Origin of the sequence: Cobetia sp. 4B (assembly GCF_018831605.1) — a bacterium.
GTDB lineage: Bacteria > Pseudomonadota > Gammaproteobacteria > Pseudomonadales > Halomonadaceae > Cobetia > Cobetia amphilecti.
In genome coordinates, this window is sequence record NZ_CP059843.1 from 3500060 (window position 1) to 3521098 (window position 21039).

The 21039-nt window shown below is 65.2% G+C and carries 16 protein-coding genes; 12 read left to right on the forward strand and 4 right to left on the reverse strand.

Going from position 1 to position 21039, the window contains the following annotated elements:
* Nucleotides 1-12 precede the first annotated feature (12 nt).
* A complete protein-coding gene (gene doeA / locus H2O77_RS14450; RefSeq protein WP_084589510.1) occupies nucleotides 13-1323 on the reverse strand; it encodes an ectoine hydrolase DoeA in 1311 nt (436 codons plus the stop codon).
* A gap of 484 nt (nucleotides 1324-1807) precedes the next feature.
* On the opposite strand from doeA, the gene H2O77_RS14455 reads away from it, so the two are divergent.
* Entirely contained in the window at nucleotides 1808-2824 is a 1017-nt protein-coding gene (locus tag H2O77_RS14455) for a glyoxylate/hydroxypyruvate reductase A (RefSeq protein ID WP_215823392.1), read from the forward strand.
* 54 nt (nucleotides 2825-2878) lie between these two features.
* On the opposite strand, the gene H2O77_RS14460 is transcribed toward H2O77_RS14455, so the two are convergent.
* Nucleotides 2879-3334 (reverse strand): Lrp/AsnC family transcriptional regulator, encoded by a 456-nt coding sequence (locus H2O77_RS14460; RefSeq protein ID WP_215823393.1) that lies wholly within the window; start codon nucleotides 3332-3334, stop codon nucleotides 2879-2881.
* 132 nt (nucleotides 3335-3466) lie between these two features.
* On the opposite strand from H2O77_RS14460, the gene H2O77_RS14465 reads away from it, so the two are divergent.
* Entirely contained in the window at nucleotides 3467-4714 is a 1248-nt protein-coding gene (locus tag H2O77_RS14465; protein ID WP_215823394.1) for a pyridoxal-phosphate dependent enzyme, read from the forward strand.
* A gap of 103 nt (nucleotides 4715-4817) precedes the next feature.
* Here the strand turns inward: H2O77_RS14465 and H2O77_RS14470 are convergent, their stop codons facing one another.
* A complete protein-coding gene (locus H2O77_RS14470) occupies nucleotides 4818-5378 on the reverse strand; it encodes a DJ-1/PfpI family protein (RefSeq protein WP_043334317.1) in 561 nt (186 codons plus the stop codon).
* 257 nt (nucleotides 5379-5635) lie between these two features.
* On the opposite strand from H2O77_RS14470, the gene H2O77_RS14475 reads away from it, so the two are divergent.
* From H2O77_RS14475 to H2O77_RS14485, 3 genes are all read left to right on the forward strand, one after another.
* On the forward strand, nucleotides 5636-6499 hold the full coding sequence (locus H2O77_RS14475) for a hypothetical protein (RefSeq protein WP_215823395.1): 864 nt from the start codon (nucleotides 5636-5638) through the stop codon (nucleotides 6497-6499).
* Nucleotides 6500-6694: 195 nt separating this feature from the next.
* Nucleotides 6695-7621, forward strand: a complete 927-nt coding sequence (locus tag H2O77_RS14480) for a lysine exporter LysO family protein (RefSeq protein ID WP_153636470.1) — start codon at nucleotides 6695-6697, stop codon at nucleotides 7619-7621.
* 76 nt (nucleotides 7622-7697) lie between these two features.
* Entirely contained in the window at nucleotides 7698-8735 is a 1038-nt protein-coding gene (locus H2O77_RS14485) for a LacI family DNA-binding transcriptional regulator (RefSeq protein WP_215823396.1), read from the forward strand.
* A gap of 58 nt (nucleotides 8736-8793) precedes the next feature.
* On the opposite strand, the gene H2O77_RS14490 is transcribed toward H2O77_RS14485, so the two are convergent.
* Nucleotides 8794-9345 carry a gluconokinase gene (locus H2O77_RS14490; protein ID WP_240548626.1) on the reverse strand — a complete coding sequence of 184 codons (552 nt, stop codon included), beginning with the start codon at nucleotides 9343-9345 and terminating at the stop codon, nucleotides 8794-8796.
* 332 nt (nucleotides 9346-9677) lie between these two features.
* Between H2O77_RS14490 and H2O77_RS14495 the strand changes: the two genes are divergently transcribed.
* The 7 genes from H2O77_RS14495 to H2O77_RS14525 all read left to right on the forward strand — a co-directional run bounded on the left by H2O77_RS14495 (nucleotide 9678) and on the right by H2O77_RS14525 (nucleotide 20166).
* Nucleotides 9678-11036 carry a gluconate:H+ symporter gene (locus H2O77_RS14495; RefSeq protein WP_043334321.1) on the forward strand — a complete coding sequence of 453 codons (1359 nt, stop codon included), beginning with the start codon at nucleotides 9678-9680 and terminating at the stop codon, nucleotides 11034-11036.
* A 368-nt stretch (nucleotides 11037-11404) separates the two neighbouring features.
* Entirely contained in the window at nucleotides 11405-12829 is a 1425-nt protein-coding gene (locus tag H2O77_RS14500; RefSeq protein ID WP_215823397.1) for an efflux RND transporter periplasmic adaptor subunit, read from the forward strand.
* Nucleotides 12826-15951: an efflux RND transporter permease subunit gene (locus tag H2O77_RS14505; protein WP_225347219.1), complete on the forward strand. Its 3126-nt coding sequence runs from the start codon at nucleotides 12826-12828 to the stop codon at nucleotides 15949-15951. The genes H2O77_RS14500 and H2O77_RS14505 overlap by 4 nt, the downstream gene beginning before the upstream one ends.
* The gene (locus H2O77_RS14510; protein ID WP_215823398.1) at nucleotides 15948-17366 is read left to right on the forward strand and encodes an ATP-binding protein; all 1419 of its coding nucleotides are present in this window, start codon (nucleotides 15948-15950) and stop codon (nucleotides 17364-17366) included. The genes H2O77_RS14505 and H2O77_RS14510 overlap by 4 nt, the downstream gene beginning before the upstream one ends.
* 33 nt (nucleotides 17367-17399) lie before the next feature.
* Nucleotides 17400-18143, forward strand: a complete 744-nt coding sequence (locus tag H2O77_RS14515; protein ID WP_215823399.1) for a response regulator — start codon at nucleotides 17400-17402, stop codon at nucleotides 18141-18143.
* A 199-nt stretch (nucleotides 18144-18342) separates the two neighbouring features.
* Nucleotides 18343-18738: a hypothetical protein gene (locus H2O77_RS14520; protein WP_215823400.1), complete on the forward strand. Its 396-nt coding sequence runs from the start codon at nucleotides 18343-18345 to the stop codon at nucleotides 18736-18738.
* 243 nt (nucleotides 18739-18981) lie between these two features.
* Complete coding sequence (locus H2O77_RS14525) at nucleotides 18982-20166, forward strand: Spy/CpxP family protein refolding chaperone (protein ID WP_215823401.1); 1185 nt, start codon at nucleotides 18982-18984, stop codon at nucleotides 20164-20166.
* Nucleotides 20167-21039 lie beyond the last annotated feature (873 nt).

Here is a 21039-nt window from a genome sequence, read left to right on the forward strand (position 1 = left end):
CTTGTCGGCAGGCTATTTGACGAACAGCTGGCGCGGCACATCACACAGCGGCTCGGCACCGTTTTCCGTGATCAGGATCGACTCGGTGATCTCGAGCCCCCAGTCGTCCATCCACATGCCGGGCATGAAGTGGAAGGTCATGCCCGGTTCCAGCACGGTCTCGTCACTGGGGCGCAGACTCATGGTGCGCTCGCCCCAGTCCGGCGGATAGCTGATGCCGATGGGATAGCCGCAGCGTGCGCCGCCACGGTCGAAGCCGTACTTGTCCATCGCCGCGCCCAGCGCCAGCGCGATGTCACAGCAGCGATTGCCGGGTTTGGCGATGGCCAGACCACTCTCGATGCCTTCCAGCAGGGCGGACTCACCACGCACGAAATCGCGCGGCGGGCGGCCGAGAAACACGGTACGCGACAGCGGCGCGTGATAGCGCTTGTAGCAGCCGGCCAGCTCGAAGAAGGTGCCCTCGCCCTGACGAAATGGCGTGTCATCCCAGGTCAGGTGCGGCGCGGCGGCATCACTGCCGGTGGGCAGCAGCGGCACGATGGCCGGATAGTCGCCACCGAGAATCTCGCCCTCGGGGCCGATCACGCCCTCGACGCCGACCCGGTAGATCTCCGCGACCAGCGCACTCTTGGGCAGGCCCGGCTCGATCATCTCCAGAATGCGTGAATGCATGCGCTCGACGATGCGCCCGGCCACGCGCATGTAGGCGATTTCCTGCTCGGACTTGATCGCCCGACACCAGTTGACCAGCGAGTTGGCATCCACCAGCCGTGCGTGGGGCAGCTCCTTGACCAGCGACAGGTGCGCCCGCGCCGAATAGTAATAGTTGTCGAGCTCGACCCCGACGACCCCATCGTGCCAGCCACGCTGCGGCAGGATGGACTGGGCGAGAAACTCCATCGGATGCATGTCCGGATTCTGCACGTAGTAATCCGGATACCACAGGATGTTGTCCTCACCCATCCAGCAGGTACGCAGTGCGCCATTGCCGTCCTGACGGCGCCCATACCAGACCGGCTCGCCGGAAAGCCCCAGCAGCACGCATTGGTGCACATAGAAGGACCAGCCGTCGTAGCCGGTCAGCCACGCCATGTTGGAGGGGTCGGAAATCACCATCACATCGATACCGGCGCGCGCCATGGCCTCACGCACCCGCTGGATGCGCGCGCGATACTCGCCGATGGTGAAGGCCTGACGGCCAGCGGACAGCGCGCGTGGCGTCCAGTCACTCTCGGTGGCCGGTGCCTCACTGCTGGGCAAGGTGGCTAGGCCAGCGAAGGCTGGCTGGGGCGCACCAGTATGGGGCGGGAATTGACTCATGCAGCGCTCCTTTTCGATCAGGCCTTGAGGCAAGCAGCACGTTGGGGCGGAGCCAGTGGCCATACGCAGGGCCAGGCGGCGGGTGACCGACCTGTCAGCCGCTCCGGGCTGACAATGCCTGCCTGCGCCGCGAGCGAACGATGCGCCCTGCGGGTCGGCAGGGTCGGCGTACATGCGTACATCCGAATTCCCCTCTGGATTCGAGTCTGTCACTCTGCCAACAACGGGTCAAAGGACGACTCTGGCACTGTCGCCCTTCGCTTGAGCCCTTGCAAGGCCTGCGCCATTGCCGCCCGCGAGCAGGCCATGCCCGCAAGACAATGGCGCAAGGCAATGGCGCATGGTGAGGCGACAACTCCAGGCCCTTTGAATAGAGCCTACGAACAGAGCCTACGAACAGAGCCTACGAACAGAGCCTACGAACAGGCCGGGACAGTGCAGCAATCCCGACCCGCCACCCAGCGCCCCTGAAGAGGAGAACAGCATGCGAATACTGGTACATCATGAACGCGCCGAACGTTGGTGCGATGCTCTGCGTCAGCGCTTGTGCGATGCCGCCGGCGCCAAGGGGTCGCGGCAAGGCGAATCGTCGGAACCATCGTCGGAACCGTCATCAAAACAAGCGCCGCTGGAAATCGTTGCCGATGACGGCGAGATGCTGGGCGATGTGCTGGTGGTGTGGACGCCGCCTGCGGCGCTGTTCGAGCGCCACCGTGATCATGACGTCAAGGCGATCCTCAATCTGGGCGCGGGCGTCGACAGCCTGCTCGCCAACCCGGCACTGCCTGACGATGTGCCGGTGCTCAAGCTGAGCGATGCCGGCATGGCCAGCCACATGCTGGATTACGTGCGCTACGGCCTGCTGCATTTTCGGCGTGACTTCGACCGCTACGCCAGACAGCAGGCGGACACCCAGTGGGCCCCGCACCGCGTGGTGCGCCCCCATCAGTACCCGGTGGCGGTACTCGGGCTCGGCGCCATCGGCAGCCAGATCGCCGAATCACTGGCGGCAGACGGCTATCCGGTACATGGCTTCAGCCGCAGCGCCCACACGTTGCAGGGCGTGACCTGCCACCATGAGACCGGCGCAGGCGGCCGCTCGCTCAAGCAAGTGCTGGGTGACGAGTCGCTCGGCCTCAAGGCGGTGATCAACCTGTTGCCCAATACCCCGGCGACGAGAGACGTGTTGAACGCCGAGGTCTTCCAGGCCCTGCCCGACGACGCCGTGCTGATCAATCCGGGGCGTGGCAGCAGCGTGGTCGAGGAGGATCTGGTCGCGGCGCTCGAGGAAGGCAAGCTCAGGGGCGCCCTGCTCGATGTCTTCCAGCACGAGCCACTGGCCGAGGACAGCCCGCTGTGGCAGCAGCCGCGCGTGATCATCACGCCGCATGCCGCCGCGCCGACCCCGGTGGCCGAGGCCGCCGATCAGCTGGCCGACAACATTCGTCGCATTCAGCGGGGTGAGGTGCTGACCGGCATCAGCCGCGAGCACGGTTATTGAGCGCGCTGACGCGCGGGGCTCAACCGGCGATCAGACGTCACCGCCTGACAGCCATCACAGCGGCAGCGCGGTGGTCGTCTTGATGCGCTCCATCGCGAAGCGGGCCGACACGTCGCTCAGCTCGTCGATGGTATTGACCAGCCGCTTGTAGACGCGGTCGTAGGCATTCATGTCCTCGACCTGCACCTTGAGGAGATAGTCGTAGTCACCGGCCATGCGATAGAACTCGGTGACTTCCTCGATCTCCTCGATGATGGCCACGAAACGCTCGAACCAGGCCCGCGAGTGATCGCGGGTCTTGAGCTGCACGAAGGCCGTCAGCCCCATGCCGATCAGCTCGGCATTCAGCAACGCCACCCGTGCGGTGATCACGCCACACTCTTCCAGGCGCTTGAGGCGCTTCCAGCAGGGAGACGTGGTCAGATGCACGGCTTCCGCCAGCGCCGCCAACGACAGGCTGGCATCGCGCTGCAGCAGCCGCAGCAGGGCGCGGTCCGTGGCATCGAGCACTATTTTCTCCATTACCCTCACCTCGCAATGAATTCTTGCCATGAAACATGGCTCACACCATGACAACTGGCAAGTTTTGCTTGGCGGCTGGTCGTACCATGAAAGCTCCTTCCTGCGACCGGAAATGCCGCCATGCCGACCACTGCCTCGCCCTCGACTGCGCCTTTCATTGCGGCCGCCGACGCCAGCACGCCCGCAGCCACGACCACAGAACAGCACGCCCCGCCCACGACTCAGCGCGAGTCATGGCGCCAACGCAGCCTCATGAAGCTTGCGGCCTTGAAGGCCGCCACCCCGGCAACCCCGCTGCTGGAACTCAGCCTGCGCGGGCTGGGCGAGGCGCGCATCCTGATCAAGGACGAGCGGGCGCATGCCAGCGGCTCACTCAAGCATCGCCTGGCGATGTCGCTGTTCGAACAGGCCCTGCAAAAGGATTGGCTGACGCCCGGCGGCCCGGTGATCGAAGCCTCCTCAGGCTCCACCGCGGTCTCTGAAGCGTGGCTGGCACGCAGGCTGGGGCTGGAATTCATTGCCGTGGTGCCCAGGGGCACCGCCTTTTACAAGCAGCAAGCGATTCGTAGCGAGGGCGGGCGCGTGGTGGAAATCGAGGACTCCGCTCGGCTCTGTCAGCATGCGCAGGCGCTTGCCGATGACAGCGGTGGTCACTTCATCAATCAATTCCGCCATGCCGCTACTGCCGGCGACTGGCGCAGCGACGGGGCCGGCGACTGGGCAAGCGACGGGGCAAGCGATACGAGCCTGCCCGGGGAGTGCCTGGCACAGATCGCCGCGCGTGAGCTGCCTGAGCTGCAGGCGGTGTTTCTCGGCGCCGGCACCGGCGGCAGCGCCGCCAGCTTCGCGCGTCATCTGCGCCACAAGCGCCATCTGCATCAGGGGAGCCATCCGCATCACGAGAGCCATCGCGCCCGCGTGATCGGCGTGGACCCCGAGCACTCCGTCTATCACGCCTGCTGGCAGCACCATCGTGCCCACGGCACCCGCACGACCACCCTGCCCGCCCCGCAGGCGACCAACCCCATCGAAGGCATCGGGCGGCCCTGCGTGCTGGAGGCATTTGACCCCGCGCATTTCGATGACTACCGACGCATTGCGGATGCACGCAGTCAGGCGGCCGCGCTGTGGCTGGCCGAGCATGCCGGGCTTGAGGTCGGCCCCTCCACCGGCACCGCCTTCGCGGGGCTGCTCGAGAGTCTGGCGCTCAGGCGCGCTCGCGGTGAGTCGCTGGCCGGCAGCTGGTTGCTGCTGGCCTGTGATCACGCCGAGCGTTATGCCACCACGCTGGGCGACCCCGCATGGCGAGCCGCACAGCAATCGCGACTCGCCCCGCAGCGGGCCTGGATCGAAGCGTTTGCCGACTGAAACGACGCCTGTTTTACGCCCCTGCCTGAAACGACGACACCCCGCCGAGTGGCAGGGTGTCGTAAGGCAGATCCGATGTGATGGCGACGCTAGCGGGGGTGCATCACACCAGCAGCGCCTGGAACTGACGCAGCCATTCCGGATGCGCCGGCCAGGCCGGTGCGGTCACCAGCTTGCCGGAGGTCACGGCGTCGGTCACTTCCAGCGACACGAACTCACCGCCCGCCAGCTTCACCTCAGGCGCACAGGCCGGATAGGCGCTGACGCGATGGCCTTCCAGCGACATGGCGGCGGCCAGCAGCTGCGGACCATGACAGACGGCGGCGATGGGCTTGTCGGCCTCGACGAAGTGACGCACCATCGCCAGCACACGCTCATCCAGACGCAGATACTCGGGGGCGCGACCACCGGGGATCAGCAGCGCGTCGTAACTCTCGACGGCGATCTCGGCGAAGCTGGCGTTGAGCGCGAAGTTGTGGCCCGGCTTCTCGGTGTAGGTCTGGTCACCCTCGAAGTCATGGATGGCGGTCTTGACGATATCGCCTTCCGTCTTGTCCGGGCAGACGACATCCACGCGATGCCCCATCGCCTGCAGCGCCTGGAACGGCACCATCAGCTCATAATCTTCTACAAAATCCCCGGCAATGATGACAATGCTGGCCATGATGATCTCCTGATTGGACCCAACGTCTAGGTAGGCGCCGCGCGCGGCGGAAGGACAAGGCAGTTACAGAGTACCTATCCATTGCACATGAGCAAGCGCTGAAATATCGTCGTGGCCGCCTGACGGACGTTGGCTTGATTGTGGATCGCCTCAACATCATTACATCATCACGTGCAGTCGCCCTGCCCCGTCGCTGCCTGACCGCTCGACACCCCCATTCACAGGCCACGGCTCCAGTGCCGGTCTCGGGAGTCACCATGACCCTGCCATCTTCCGCCTTGTCTCACTTCTCTCAAGCCCCCGCGCGGCGCGGCGCTTGCACCGCCACACGCGCCGATCAGCCCTCGGCATGGCAGCGCCTGTGCCGCGCAGGCCTGGGGACGCTCCTGCTGTTGGCAGGCAGTGCCCAGGCGGCCAGCGATGAGGCCGCTGTCAGCCCTGACGCGCCCCTGGCGCCAGTCGCCAGCATCGCGCCGGTGCCCTTCACCGCCCACTACACCCTGGTGCTGGATGGCTGGCCGGACGTGCCCATCACCCAGCGCGTCAGCCAGAGTGGCGAGCTGTACATCGCCAGCATGGAGGCCTCCATCAAGGTCGCCAGCGGCTATGAGCAGGGCCGCTTCACGCTCGCGGAGGGTCGCCTGCTGCCCGAGGGCTATCGCTCCGGCTATCGGCTGGCCGGCATCGGCAAGGACTACAACCGGGAAGCACCGGAGGCAGGCGACACCCGCCTGCTTGACCGTCAGAGCCTGCTGGTACTGCTGAGCCAGCAGGTCGACAGCCAATGGAGCGAGCAGGCCTGTCTGGCCGCGACGCCCTGCTCACTGGATTATCTCGACCACAAGGGCCGCCAGCGCACCCTGATGTACGAGATCCAGGGCCAGGAAACACGCCAGGCGGCACAGCGCACCTTCCGCACCCTGCGTATCGAGGCGTGGCGCAAGCATCGCGAGCACAAGCACTACCGTATCTGGCTGGCGCCGCGCTGGCCGGGCCTGATGGTCGGCCTCGATTACCTCGACTACGAAGACGTCATGGACAAGGACGGCAACCGCAACGGCGAGGTGCCGCCGCGCTCGGCCCATCTGACCCTGAACCAGCTGAGCAGCGCCCGCCAGTGAGGAAAGCTCCCGCCTCTAGCGCGGCTGATCATAAGCCCCGCTGATACGCCATCAGCAAGTCTCTCGCGCAATGGTGATGGCGGGGTTATCCAGACTCCACGCCAACCGATATAGTAAGGCCCTTCGGCGGTATTCACCGCCAATCAATCACTTGCGCCGCCCCTGCTGTCCGGGTGGCAACGCCAAGGAAGGGTCATGCTGTCGGGTCTCATCTTCATTCTGCTGCCGCTGATACTCGGCTATCTGGTACGTCTTACCGATCCTGGCCGCCTGGCGGTGGTCAATCGGCTGGTCAATGCCTCCATCTATCTCATCCTGTTCCTGATGGGCATGGGGCTGGCGGCGCTGGAGCAGTTGAGTGTCGGCATGGCCGCCATGAGCGGTCAGGCGTTGACGCTGTTCGCCATCATCACGCCGCTGAATCTGCTGGCGCTGTGGTGGCTGTCGCGCCGCAGCCCGCTGCGCGCCAATCCCGCCCAGGCAGTGGATGGCGCACCGATGACCCGCTGGCAGGCGCTGTCCGGCTCGCTGACTCTTGCCGCCGTGGTCGCGCTCGGCGTCGGCGCCGGCGTGCTGCTCAAGACCTTCGGCACCCAGCTTGATACCGATACCCTCGCCGAATGGGCGCTCTATGTGCTGCTGGCGTTGATCGGCTGCCAGCTCAGAAGCTCCGGCATGAGCCTGCGCCAGATCCTGCTCAATCGACACGGCCTGATCATCGCGCTGACGGTGATGGCCAGTTCGCTGCTCGGTGGCCTGCTGGCGGCCCCCTTGCTGGCGCTGGAGTGGAATCAGGGCATGGCGATCTCGGCCGGCTTCGGCTGGTACTCCCTGTCGGGGATCCTGATCGGTGATCAGCTCGGGCCGATTCTCGGCGGCGCCGCCTTCTTCAATGATCTGGCGCGCGAGCTGCTGGCCTTCGTGCTGATCCCCCTGACCATCCAGCGCTACACGCCGCTGGCCATCGGCATCGGCGGGGCCACCTCGATGGACTTCACGCTACCGGTGATCCAGCAGACCGGCGGCGTGGCCTGCGTCCCGGTCGCCGTCGTCTCGGGCTTCCTGCTGTCACTGGCAGCGCCGCCGATGATCCTGTTCCTGCTCTCCCTGAGTCACGTCTGATCCGCCGGGCAAGGCTTGCTCCCGGGCTGCCTTAACAGGGACACTCTTGTCCTCCTTCGCAGCCGCTTGAATGTCCATGCCCTCTCAGCCACACAAAGCTTCCCGCCTCAAGCGCGTCACCCTGGCCGATATCGCCGCCCGACTGGGCGTCACCAAGGTCACGGTGTCGCGCGCGCTCAATCAGCCCGAGAAGGTGTCCGCCGCGATGCGCGAGCGGGTAACCGAATGCGCCCGCGAGCTGGGTTACATGCCCAACCGCCAGGCCGGCAGCCTCGCCAGCGGTCACTCGCGGCTGATCGCGCTGCTGATTCCTTCGCTCTCCAACGCCGTGTTCTCGGAGCTGCATCGTGGCCTGGAAGCCCCACTGGCCGCCGCGGGCTATCAACTGCTGATCGGCCATACCGGCTATTCGATGCAGGAAGAGGAGCGCCTGATCGAGACCTGGCTCTCCTTCGGCATCGATGGGCTGGTTCTGTGCGGCAGTCGCCATAGCCCTCGTACCCGCGAGATGATCGCGCGCTCGGGCTGTGCGGTGGTGGAGTGCATGGAGAAGCGCGAGACGCCGCTCGACATGGCGGTAGGACTGGACCAGCACGCCGCTGGCCGTGCGATGACCGAGGCCATGATCGACCTGGGGCATCGCCATATCGGCTTTCTCGGCGCGCGCATGGACCGCCGCGTCGAACAGCGCCTGGGTGGCTGGCGCGCGGCGATGGAGGCCGCCGGCCTGTCGCAGCAGGCGCTGTTGACCACCGATGCCCCCTCCAGCGTGCGCATGGGCGGCGAGCTGCTCGACGAGATGCTGACCCGCTGGCCCGAGACCCAGGCCGTGTTCTGCTGCAATGACGACCTGGCGGCCGGCGGGCTGTTCGAGTGTCAGCGCCGCGGCCTGTCGGTGCCCGACCAGCTGGCACTGGCCGGCTTCAACGGCCTGGAGATGACCCGCGGCACCTGGCCGCCGCTGGCCAGCGTGGTCACGCCACGCCGCGAGATCGGCGAGCGCGCCGCCGCCCTGCTGCTGGCGCGCTTGAGCGGTGATCTCGACGCCACGCCCCACGGCCTGTGGGAAGATCTGGGCTTCAGCCTGCAGACAGGCGGTAGTCTGGCACCGTGATACTTTGTCCACGTAATACGTGGCGGCAGTCTGGCACCGTGAGACGTCCGGCGACTGACTAGCGCTCCGGCGCGTCGACGATCTGCTGACAGACACTCTCGACCAGCGCCTGCGGTGTGGCGCTGATGTCGAGGGTGTGGATGCGCCCTTCATCGTCGCCGGGCACCTCGAGCGTCGCCAGCTGGTTGTCGAGCATGTCAGCGCCCTTGAAGAAATGATCGGTTCGCGCCTCGAGGCGCTCCAGCAGCAGCTCGCGCGTGCCTTCGAGGAACACGAAGCCCAGCGCGGGGTCCCCGCCACGCAGTTGATCCCGATAGCGGCGTTTCAAGGACGAGCAGGCCAGTACCAGACTGCGCCCGTCGCGACGCGCCGCCTCGATCAGCTCGGCCAGACGGGCCAGCCAGCCGTGGCGATCGTCGTCATCCAGCGGGATGCCGCGCGCCATCTTGGCCACGTTGGCCTCACCGTGATAATCGTCGCCATCGATGAACTGCGCGCCAAGGCACGCCGCCAGCTGCTGCCCGACGTGTGACTTGCCACAGCCCGACACCCCCATGACCACCAGACGCACGCCACCGTGCGCGGCCAGAGCCTCTGACCTGGTCGGCATCGACGCGACCGCTGATGCTCCTTCTGCCTGCTGCTGCATGAAAACCCTCTCCCCCTGAATGAAAACGATGGCCCACCAGCGTACCCGATGTTGCCGATCAATCCCCTGTCCGGCGCCTCGGGACGGCAGTCGCGCACTGAGCGACTGCCCGTTGGCGGACAGTCAGCTGCCAGACGCGACAGACTTTTGTCCCTCATGCACCTTTCGGATCATTGCGTAAGCGTTAATGTTACCGGTAACTTTCATCCTGCACGACCCACGACGCCTCACACAATACGCCTTTGGGCAATGGCCGATGATCACGCCGTTGCCAGCCGCAAGAGTTCGCCATCATGTCCCCAGATAGCACCCTCGTCCTTGCCGCCCTCGGCGGCATTCTGCTGCTGCTTTACCTCGTCATGCGCCTGCGCCTGCATGCCTTCGTTGCCCTGCTGGTGGTGAGTCTGGGGGTCGGACTGGCCACCGGCATGCAGCCCGACGCCATCATCGACTCCGTCACCAACGGCATGGGCAACACCCTGGGCTTCGTTGCTACCGTGGTCGGTCTCGGCGCGATGTTCGGCAAGATGCTGGAAGTGTCCGGCGGTGTCGATCGCATGGCCAACACCCTGCTGGGGCGCTTCGGCACCTCACGCTCGCAATGGGCGCTGGCGCTGACCGGCTTTCTGGTCGCGATTCCGGTGTTCCTGGATGTCGCCTTCATCATCCTGGTGCCGCTGGTCTATGCGCTGGCACGCCGCAGCGGCCGCTCGCTGCTCTATTACGGCATCCCGCTGCTCGCCGGTCTGGCCGTGACGCATTCCTTCATCCCGCCGACCCCGGGGCCGATCGCGGTCGCCAAGCTGATCGGTGCCGATCTCGGCTACGTCATCCTGTTCGGCGCGCTGTGCGGTCTGCCGGCGATGATCGTCGCGGGGCCGATCTTCGGCCGCTTCATCGCGGCGCGCATCGACGCCAGGATCCCGGATTACATGGAAAATACCGGCAGCGTGATGAGCGATGAAGAGGTCAATCAGCGCGCCCCGGGCTTCGGTCTGATCCTGTCCATCGTGCTGCTGCCGCTGGCGCTGATCGTGCTCAACACCGTCTCGGGCTTCCTGTTCGGTGACGACAGCCCGCTGGTCGGCTGGCTGGGCTTCCTCGGCCACCCGTTCGTGGCGCTGAGTCTGGCCACCCTGATGGCCTTCACCCTGCTGGGCACACGCCGTGGCATGACGCGCGAACAGGTGATGGAAGTCGCCACCAAGGCACTCGAACCCGCCGGCATCATCATCCTGGTCACCGGCGCGGGCGGCGTCTTCAAGCAGATGCTGATCGATTCCGGGGTCGGTGACGTGCTCGGCAACCTGATGGCCGACAGCAACCTGCCGCCTATCCTGCTTGCCTTCCTGATCGCCACCGCCGTGCGTGTCATCCAGGGCTCGGCCACCGTGGCGATGATCACCGCCGCCGGCCTGATGGCCCCGGTGATCGATACGCTGGCGCTGTCCGGCCCGGTACTGGGGCTGGTGGTGATCGCCATCGCCAGTGGCGCCACCGTGCTCAGTCACGTCAATGACTCCGGCTTCTGGCTGGTCAGCCGCTACTTCGGCCTCACCGAGAAGGAAACACTGAAGAGCTGGACGGTGATGGAGACCCTGATCGGCGTGATCGGCGTCTGCATGGCGCTGCTGATCGGCCTGTTCATCTAGTTTATCCCGTTCATCCAGTTCAACTATTTCAACTATTTCAACTACTGAAATCTGGCCTGCCCGCGCGGTTCAGCCCGGCTGACAGGAGGGTTCATCCCGTCAGCAGGCGCCGCCCGCCAGGCGCACTCGTGAAAAGCTGCCACTTCGTGTGGCAGCTTTTTTTGTGGGGCGCCAATCATGCAATGGCAGATTGCGTCTGTTGCACGCTATTTCCCATTTTGGCATTGCGCCTGAATGGCATCATGCGATCATCCACCCATTCGTCTGCCTTTCATGGCCATGATCCACCGCCCGCTCTGACCGACGCCAAAGCGACTGGCCAGAAGACGGCTGCGCATCAGGCCAGTCACTTTTCGTTCGGAGTCCGCATGGACCATAGCCCTGAGACGCCAGCGTCGTCTTCCGCGTCGCCCGCCCCTGCCGGCCGCCCCGCACCCTCCTCGCGGCGCCTGATCTGGATGCGCCTGCTGGCGCTGATCATTCTCGCGCTGGCGATCGCGCTGGCCGCCTGGTGGATGAATCACCGCCCCGGTGCGCCGAAGCGTGCCCCCAGCGAGGCGCCTGCGCCCACGGTCGAGGTGGTCACGGTCAACCATGCCGCCAACGCCCCGACGCTTGAGGGCTTCGGCCGCGTGATCGCCGATCGTCAGACCACGGTCTCCACGCGCGTCAGCGGTCAGCTGGCGCCCTTCCCCGAAGGCATCGAGGCCGGCCGCGAGGTTCGCGAGAATCAGCTGCTGGCCAGTCTCGATCAACTGGATTATCAGCTGGCACTGCGTCAGGCCGAGGCGGATCTTGCCACGGCAGAAGCCAGCCTCGCCTCTGAAAAGGGCGAGCAGATCCGCGCCGCCTCGGAATACAAGACCTTCGGTCGCAACCTGCCGGCGGCCCAGAAAGCACTGGTCCTGCGCGAACCTCAGCTCAAGTCGGCCCAGGCCGCCGTGGAAAGCGCCCGCGCCAGCCGCGATCAGGCCAAGCTCAATCTGGCACGCACCGAAATTCGCGCCCCCTACGACGGCCTGATCAGCGAGCGTCTGGTCGGCGAAGGCAGTGATCTCAACGCCTTCACCGACCTGTTGACGCTGGTGGCCACCGACCGCTTCTGGGTGCGCCTCAATCTGCCGCAGGCCGACATGGAATGGCTCTCGACCCACGCCCGTGATGGCCAGGGCACGCCGGTACTGCTCTCGAGCAAGGCCTGGCCGGATGGCCAGCATCGCCGTGGCGAAGTGTGGAGCGTGCTGCCGTCGCTGGAAGACAACGGCCTGCTGACTCAGGTGATGGTGGCGGTGGAAGACCCGCTGGCGCTCAATGTCTCCGAGGAGGCGCGCGCCAGCACCCCGGCACTGCGCATCGGCGATGTGGTCGAGGCGACCCTGACACCCCAGCGCACCGCCTCTCTGATCGAATTGCCGATCAGTGCGCTGCGCAGCGGCCAGCAGGTCTGGGTGCTGACGGAGGACGGTCATCTCGAGAAGCGCTCGGTAGGCGTGCGCCATCTCGGCAATGACACCCTGCTGGTCGCCGACGGCCTGGTGGACGGCGAGCGCGTCATCACCAGCTCCCTGAGCAGCGTCGAAGCCGGCATGGCACTGCGCGCGCGTGGCGATGCGCCGACGCCGACCGCCCAAGCGAACGATGCCAAAGCGGCTGACGACAAGACGATGGCTGGCGACACGAGCGCCGCGACAGTTGAGAAGGACACGGCGACTGTCGACAAGAGCGCCACGGTTGCCGATCAAAACACCGCCGCTGCCGACAAGAACGCCACGACCACCGGAAGTGACTCATGACGGCACAGTCGCGCCTCAAGGGCCCCATCCGCTGGATGCACGATCACGGCGTCGCCGCCAACCTGCTGATGCTGTGTCTGATTCTCGGCGGCCTGCTGATGTCCAGTCAGATCAAGAAGGAGGTCTTCCCCTCCTTCGAGCTCGAGATCATCAACGTCAGCGTCAGCTATTCCGGTGCCACGCCGGATGAGGTCTCCGAGAGCCTGTTGCAGGCGATGGAGTCCGCGGTACAGGACGTGGAGGGCATCGAGGAGATCACCGCCACCGCCGAGGAAGGCCTCGGCTCGCTGTCCATCGAGCTGCAGGACGGCGTCGAGACCATGCGCGCCTATCAGGACATCCAGCAGGCCATCGACAGCATCACCACCCTGCCCGATGAATCAGACCCGCCCGTCTACTCGCTGGCGGGCCGCTCGCGCAGCGTGATGGAGCTCAAGCTGCATGGCCAGACCGATGACCAGACCCTGCGCAATGTCGCCGAGCGTCTGCGCCTGAGCCTGCTGGACAGCGACGACATCACCAAGGTGGAGCTGACCGGCATCCGTGACCGCGAGGTGCATGTCGCGCTGGAAGAAGGCGCGCTGCGTCGCTATGGCCTCTCGCATCAGGATATCGCCGGCCTGATCGGCAATCAGGCGCTCAACCTGGCCGGGGGCAGCCTCGACACCCAGCAGGGCGAATACCTGGTGCGCTATGAGGCGCGGCGCGACGGCGCCGCCGAGTTCGCGCAACTGCCGGTGATCTCCAGCCAGGAAGGCAATGTCGTGCGCCTGGGCGATATCGCCACCGTCACCGACGGCTTCGCTGACAGCGACAAGGAAGTGCTCTACGACGGCGAACCGGCGATTGGTCTCGACATCTACCAGGTCGGCTCCCAGACGCCCAACGAGCTGTCCGCCGCGACCATGGCGATGCTGCCGCAATTGACCGCCAGCCTGCCGCGCGGACTGACGCTGAGCGTCGAGGACGATGATTCGCTGGTCTATCAGGACCGCCTGGAACTGCTGCTCAAGAATGCCTGGATGGGGCTGGTGCTGGTACTGGTGCTGCTGGGGCTGTTCCTCGAGGCGCGTCTCGCCTTCTGGGTCACGCTGGGCATCCCCACCGCCTTCCTCGGCGCGATGCTGTTCCTGCCGCTGGTCGGCGTGTCCATCAACATGATCTCGATGTTCGCCTTCATCATCGCGCTGGGCATCGTGGTCGATGACGCCATCATCGTCGGCGAGAACATCCACTCGCACCGCGAGCGCGGCGCCAGCATGCGCGAAGCCGCCATTCTCGGCGCGCGCGAGATCGCGGTGCCGCTGGCATTCTCGATCCTGTCCAACATCGTGGCCTTCATTCCGCTGCTGTTCCTGCCCGGCTTCCTCGGGCTGGTATTCGGCATCATCCCGCTGGTGGTGATCAGCATCTTCGCGCTGAGCTGGATCGAGGCGATCTTCATCCTGCCCGCGCACCTGGGCCATACCAGCGAGAAGCCGATCCGCTGGCTGGCACCGCTGGACCGCGTGCGCCATGGCGTCCAGCACGGGCTCGAGCGCTTTACGCGTCGCCGCTTCCAGCCCTTCCTCGAAGGGTGCCTGAACTATCGTGGCCTGACCGCCATCTGCGGCCTGGCGCTGCTGGTGCTGGCAATGGCCTGGATGGCCAGCGGCCGCCTCGGCTTCTCGCTGATGCCGCGTGTCGAGTCCAACCGTGCCGGTGTCACCGCCAACCTGCCGGTGGGCAGCCCGATCAGCCAGGACCGCGAAGTGCGCACCCTGCTGCTGGACGCGCTGGAGCGGGTCCGCGAGCGCGACGACGCCCCCGCGATCTACTCCACCAGCGCCGAGATCGAAGGCAACTCGCTGAGCATCATCGCCAACCTGGACACCACGGTGGAGGACAACTGGTCGCCCTCGCAGCTGATCACGGCCTGGCGTGAGGAAGCCGGCACCATCGCCAATACCGAGTCGCTGCTGTTCGAATCCGACATCGGCGGACCGGGCCGCGGCGCGGGCCTCACCATCCGCCTCTCCTCGTCTGACAGCGGTGCGCTGATGGCTGCCGCCGAGTCGCTGGCGACGTCGCTTGAGGATTACAGCTCGCTGTCGGACATCGACAGCGGCCTGGATGACGGCAAGCGCGAGCTCTATCTGCAGCTCAATGCCTACGGTCGCTCGCTGGGGCTGGATGGCGCCACCCTGGCCAACCAGCTGCGTGGGCCGCTGTCCGGCGCGACCGCCCTCAAGCAACAGCAGGGCCGCAACGAGGTCGAGGTCAAGGTGCTGCTGCCCGAAGACCAGCGCGCAAGCCTCGCCCAGCTGGAGAACTTCGGCGTGCAGACCGGCAACGGCGTCAGCGTGCCTCTGGGGCTGGTGGCCGATATCGAGCAGGGACGCGCCGCGTCCAGCATCCTGCGCATCGACGGCCGCCGCGTGATCGAGGTCACCGCCAACGTCACCCCGTCCGACGCGGTCAGCCAGGTGATCACCAGTCTGGAAAGCGATGTCTATCCCCAGCTGAAGAGCCAGTATCCGAGCCTGAGCATCGGCTATGGCGGGCGTCAGGAAGAAACCGCCGACAACCTGGGGTCACTGCAGGTGTCGTTGCTGCTGACGCTGGCGGCACTCTATCTGCTGCTGGCGTTGCCGTTCAGAAGCTACCTGCAGCCGCTGCTGGTGATGACGGCGATCCCCTTCGGCCTGATCGGCGCGGTCATCGGCCATCAGCTGATGGGCTATGGCCTGTCGGTGATCAGTCTGATGGGCATGCTGGCGCTGTCGGGCATCGTCATCAACGACGCCCTGGTGCTGATCGACTACGCCAACCGCCAGCGTCTGGCCGGTGCCACCGCGCGTGAGGCGATCATCATGGCGGCCACGCGGCGTCTGCGTCCCATCCTGCTGACGACGCTGACCACCTTCTTCGGCCTGGCGCCGATGATCTTCGAGACCTCGCGTCAGGCACGCTTCATGATCCCGATGGCGGTCTCCATCGGCTTCGGCATCCTGTTCGCGACGGTGATCCTGCTGATCCTGGTGCCCTCGCTCTACCTGTTGCTGGAAGATCTGCAGCACAATCTGCGCCGCCTGCTGGGGCTGCCGCCCCGCACCCCGCGTCATGAGGAGCAGCCATCATGATGCCCGCCGTCACCGCCTGGCGCTCACGGCTGTCCGTGCGGCTGTTCGTGATCCTGCTGCTGACCAATGTCGTGATCGGCGGCAGCATCTACATGTTCATCTCCCACAGCATGGACAGAGGGTTCGCGGAGTATCTGGAGCAGACCCAGCAGGAGCGCATCGAGCTGATCTCGTCCGATCTGGTCAGCGCCTACGCCGCGGAAGGCAACTGGGACTGGATGAAGAGCCGGCGCAACTGGGGGCGCATCGTGCATTCCCAGGCGCCGCCGGACAGGTTCGAGATGCCGCCGGGCGCCAACATGAATCGCCCCCAAGACTACATGCTGCGCGATACCCGCGGCCAGCGCCTCAATGGGCCGCCGCGCCCCATCCCCGGCATGCGGTTCAAGGACCTGATACTGGACGGCGAGAAGATCGGCGAGCTGGGCTACCTGCCGGTGAGTGAATTCCTGCGCCGCGGCAAGGACCAGTATCTGGAGCGTCAATCGCGCAATCTGGCGACCATCATCCTGTCCTCCACCTTCGCCTCGCTGCTGGCAGCGGCCGGGATCGCCTGGTGGCTGGGCCATCGGGTGCGTGACCTCGCCAGTGGCGCCAGCCGTCTGTCGAGCGGCGACTATGCCACCCGCCTGCCGGTGCGCGGGCGGGATGAGCTGTCGCGGCTGGCCGGCGACTTCAATGCGCTGGCACAGACGCTGGAGACCAACCGCGATTCGCGCCAGCGCTGGGTGAGTGATATCTCCCATGAGCTGCGCACGCCGCTGGCGGTGCTCAAGGGCGAGATCGAGGCCATGCAGGACGGCATCCGCCCGATGAGCCAGGACAGCCTCGGCTCGCTGGAGCAGGAAGTGGATGCCCTCAACCGCCTGGTGTCGGATCTGCGCCTGCTGGCCCAGAGTGATGCCGGCACCCTGGAAGCCTGGCGCGAGCCACTGGAGCTGGATGCCCAGCTCAGCGATAGCCTGGACGACCTGCGCGGCTGGTTGGAAGACAGCGGCATCCAGCTGGAGACCGACATCCAGCTGCCACTGCGCGTGCAGGGCGACATGCAGCGCCTGCATCAGCTATGGAGCAACCTGGCCAGCAACACCCGCGCCTACACCGACTCGCCCGGCAAGTTGAGGGTCAGCCTGCTGCGCGAGGCCGCCGCACCCGGGGATGGCGCCGGCCACCCAGGCTGGGCGGTCGTGCGTTGGGAAGACTCGAGCCCCGGCGTGCCAGAGGCCGAGCTTGCCCACCTCACCGAGCGCCTGTACCGGGTCGAGAACTCGCGCAATCGCTCCAGCGGGGGTTCAGGGCTGGGCCTGTCGATCGCCAGCGCGCTGGTCAGTGCGCATGATGGCCAGCTGGTGCCGGGCCAGTCATCGCTGGGCGGACTGCGATGGGACATTCGCCTGCCGCTGTTGTCTACTTGAAACAGTCATTTTCATCTGCAAGGACTCTTGACCATGAGCGACGTTCACGCCGACACCTCTGACGCCCGGGCCGAGACCCAGAAACCGCTGATTCTGGTGGTGGAAGACGAGCCCAAGATCGCCAGCCTGCTGTGCGATTATCTGGACGGCAGCGGGTATCGCACCCGGCATGTCGACGACGGCAATGCCGTCATCGCGGCGGTCAATGACGAGACACCCGCCCTGGTATTGCTGGATCTAATGCTGCCGGGCACCGACGGCCTGACCCTGTGCCGCCAGCTGCGGGCCGAGGACAACCTGTTGCCCATCGTGATGCTGACCGCGCGGGTCGAGGAAGTGGACCGCCTGCTGGGGCTGGAGCTGGGCGCCGATGACTACATCTGCAAACCCTTCAGCCCGCGTGAGGTGGTGGCGCGCATCAAGGCCGTGCTGCGTCGCAGCCAGGCGCTGGATCAGACCCTCTCGCAGACCTCCGACAAGGGCCAGCTGGTGCTCAATGAGGAAGGTTGGCAGGCACTGGCCGATGGCAGTGACCTGGGCCTGACCGCGGTCGAGTTCCAGCTGCTCAAGGTGATGATGCAGTCGCCGGGGCGCATCTTCTCCCGCGACCAGCTGATGGACCACATGTACCGCGACCACCGCATCGTCTCCGAGCGCACGGTGGATTCCCACGTCAAGAAGCTGCGCCGCAAGATCGCCAATGTCTGGCCGGAGCGCGACGTGATTCGCTCCATCTATGGCGTCGGCTACAAGTTCGAGCCTGACGTGCTGGACTGATATCTCGCCTTGCTCAGGCGTCGAAACCTTTCAGAAACATGACAACCGCCGTCTGTGACCACAGACGGCGGTTGCGTTTTTGTTGCACCCACGGTGCGAACTTGCTGTCCAACTGCGACGGATACTGTCATCACTGCCTAAGCGAGAGCCATTTACTGCTGCTCAAGCGCGGGTCTACGCCACAAGTGAGGTATTCGTCATGTCCCACAGTCCTGCCAGTCGTGCTCTTTCCCGCACTCGCCTGATCGGTGCCGGCGTACTGAGCGTCATGCTGATGGCATCACCGCTGAGCGTGACCAGTGCCAGCGCCGCCGATGTCTCGCTGAACGTGCTGCTGGATGGCATCAGCCTGAACGTCAGCCAGCGTGCCACCCTCGACAAGCAATATCGCCACTATCGCCAGCAACGTCAGGCCGCAGAGAGCCATCACGACGCCAAGGCGCTTGCCAAGGCGCGCAAGGCCTACCTGGCCGATGTCGATCGCGTCCTGAATCGCCATCAGACCCAGCGCTTCCACCAGCAGTTCGACCGCCACTATCCGGCGAATGCCCAGGCGAACGCCAAGGCGGCGAAGAAGCGCCACCACGGCGGCTGATGGCAACCGCGCCTGAGCGCCCCGGGTTGAAACCTGGCGTCATCACCTTGATCAAGGACTCAGTCCCTACAGGATTCAGGCCACAAGATCACGCTGCAGAAAAGACACAGCAAGCCGTTGCATGTTCCGCCCAGGCGCGTTGCACGCAACCCCATGAAACGCTGCACAATGCCGGCACATTCACTGCTGATAATGCTCTTATCGCTTGATTCCGGCCCTTTATCTAGACACTCGGAGTACGCCATGAATCGCATTTCTCGCAAGCTCATCGTTTCCGGTCTGCTGACCGCCCTGGCACTGCCGATGACCGCCATGGCCTCAAGCAACGACAAGCACCATGACGGCGCCGACCGCAAGGAAGGCCTCGACAAGATTCTCGCCAGCTGGCATCTCAGCGATGAACAGCAGCAACAGCTCGACGCACTCAAGCAACAGCAGATGGAAAGCCGCAAGCAGCTCAAGGAGCAGAAGTTCGACTCCCGCGAAGCGCGCCGCGACGCCATCCAGGCACAGCGTGAAGAACACAAGGCCGCCCTGGCAGAGATTCTCGACGAGAATCAGGTCAAGGTGCTCGAAGCCTACTGGGCTGCCGGCAAGCCGATGCACGGCAAGCACATGGGCAAGCATGACGGCAAACGTCACGGCGAAGGCAAGCATGCCGACGAGCGTGATGGAGAACGCGGCGGCAAGCACATGGCCGGCGAGCGTGGCGGCAAGCACATGGCCGACAACGGCAAGCAACGCATGCAGCTGATGGGCGCCCTGTTCGACAGCTGGGACCTGGATGACGACCAGCGCAGCGCGCTCAAGGACTCCTTCAAATCCATGCGTGACGACATGGAGTCACTCAAGAAGACCGACTTTGACTCGCGTGAAGCGCGCAAGGCTGCCTTCGAGGAACTGCGCAAGACCCAGCACGATCGTCTGGCCAAGGTGCTGGATGACGATCAGATCAAGGTGCTGGACCTGATGCACCAGCGTGACAAGCGCGGCCCGAAGATGGCCGACCGTCAGCAGCAGGAAGGCATGAAGGCGCTGCTGGCCAGCTGGAACCTGAGCGATGACCAGATGCAGGCGCTCAAGGAAGTCCGCAAGGAAATGCGTAACGAGATGCATGACAGCATGAAAGAGATGCACGACGACATGCGCGATGCCATGCAGGACGCCGACACCAAGCAGGAGCGTGTCGCCGCTCGCCAGGAAATGCGCAAGGAAATGAAGGAGCAGCGCCTGGAGCTGCGTGAGGAAGGCCGCGAGAAACTCGCCGATGTGCTGTCCGCCGAGCAGCTCGATGCGCTGGAAGCCTTCATGGCCAATGGCATGCGCCATCACGCTGGCAAGCATCATGGTGGCATGAAGGGTGACATGAAGGGCGGCGACATGAAGCGCGGCCCGATGCATGACGCCGACCAGTCTGAAGATGCCTGAGTCAGGCCATCACCTTGGCAGCTGAAAGCCGGCTGATCGACGGCCCGGCGAGGTAAGAATCGGGCGACCCGCGCCCCGAACACAGCCATTCAACTGCCCTGCTGACGTCACTTTCGCCGCCCCGGCCACGATTCTGTGGTCGGGGCGGCGTCGTTGTGTCCTTTTACCGACAGCGATTTTCCCAGGCACGACACCGCGCCTGCGAGGCTCTGCCATCGGGCCTCGCGGCGACGTGATCGCGACACGAGGATAAGCGAAAGCGACAGTTGCACTGCCTTTTTCCCCAAAGGGGGGTTATATTTTTATTGAACAATCAATTAAAATAATTCTGCAAGGCTTTGAGCATTACACGGCGTGATGATGTGAGTCGCGTTTTCCTGACTGCTGAGCTCCCCTCCGCTGCCGATCTCGACCGGCGGCAGCAAGACGGGATGCCTGCAACCGTCACAGGAAAGCGGACCCGGCAGATGCCGACGAGACTGACGCCTGCCATCCCGGCAACTTCAAGGGAGCAAGCGATGGCGACCGCCACGGACTCGCGAGCAGACACCGGAGTGACCCGCCCTTCGCGAGAAGGTCGGGTGACGTCCAGGGACGCCGAGTAGACGTTCGAAGTGATGAGAGCAGCGCGATGAAGGCCAGGCGTTTCCCAGCGCTCGACCCGCCATCGTTCTTCTGCGGCCAATCTGGCCTGCAGGAAAGGGGCCGCACCACAGCACCACGGTGCGCGCCCGGCGTCTCTCATGAATTGCCCATCGGCATTTCTTGCTTGCTGCCCAGCGATGCCCCTGCAATCGCGTCGCCACGGCAGTCGACACTGCCGCTGCTGCAAGTTCCGCCCCGCGCGTGAGCTGAGCACGGCCCGTGCCGTTC

Excerpts from the sequence above, each read along its gene's own strand:
- H2O77_RS14525 (WP_215823401.1), top strand. The coding sequence starts at position 18,982 with ATGAATCGCATTTCTCGCAAGCTCATCGTTTCCGGTCTGCTGACCGCC.
- H2O77_RS14520 (WP_215823400.1), top strand. The coding sequence starts at position 18,343 with ATGTCCCACAGTCCTGCCAGTCGTGCTCTTTCCCGCACTCGCCTGATC.
- H2O77_RS14455 (WP_215823392.1), top strand. The coding sequence starts at position 1,808 with ATGCGAATACTGGTACATCATGAACGCGCCGAACGTTGGTGCGATGCT.
- H2O77_RS14515 (WP_215823399.1), top strand. The coding sequence starts at position 17,400 with ATGAGCGACGTTCACGCCGACACCTCTGACGCCCGGGCCGAGACCCAG.
- H2O77_RS14505 (WP_225347219.1), top strand. The coding sequence starts at position 12,826 with ATGACGGCACAGTCGCGCCTCAAGGGCCCCATCCGCTGGATGCACGAT.
- H2O77_RS14500 (WP_215823397.1), top strand. The coding sequence starts at position 11,405 with ATGGACCATAGCCCTGAGACGCCAGCGTCGTCTTCCGCGTCGCCCGCC.
- H2O77_RS14470 (WP_043334317.1), bottom strand. The coding sequence starts at position 5,378 with ATGGCCAGCATTGTCATCATTGCCGGGGATTTTGTAGAAGATTATGAG.
- H2O77_RS14485 (WP_215823396.1), top strand. The coding sequence starts at position 7,698 with ATGCCCTCTCAGCCACACAAAGCTTCCCGCCTCAAGCGCGTCACCCTG.
- H2O77_RS14495 (WP_043334321.1), top strand. The coding sequence starts at position 9,678 with ATGTCCCCAGATAGCACCCTCGTCCTTGCCGCCCTCGGCGGCATTCTG.
- doeA (WP_084589510.1), bottom strand. The coding sequence starts at position 1,323 with ATGAGTCAATTCCCGCCCCATACTGGTGCGCCCCAGCCAGCCTTCGCT.
- H2O77_RS14490 (WP_240548626.1), bottom strand. The coding sequence starts at position 9,345 with ATGCCGACCAGGTCAGAGGCTCTGGCCGCGCACGGTGGCGTGCGTCTG.
- H2O77_RS14475 (WP_215823395.1), top strand. The coding sequence starts at position 5,636 with ATGACCCTGCCATCTTCCGCCTTGTCTCACTTCTCTCAAGCCCCCGCG.
- H2O77_RS14480 (WP_153636470.1), top strand. The coding sequence starts at position 6,695 with ATGCTGTCGGGTCTCATCTTCATTCTGCTGCCGCTGATACTCGGCTAT.
- H2O77_RS14510 (WP_215823398.1), top strand. The coding sequence starts at position 15,948 with ATGATGCCCGCCGTCACCGCCTGGCGCTCACGGCTGTCCGTGCGGCTG.
- H2O77_RS14465 (WP_215823394.1), top strand. The coding sequence starts at position 3,467 with ATGCCGACCACTGCCTCGCCCTCGACTGCGCCTTTCATTGCGGCCGCC.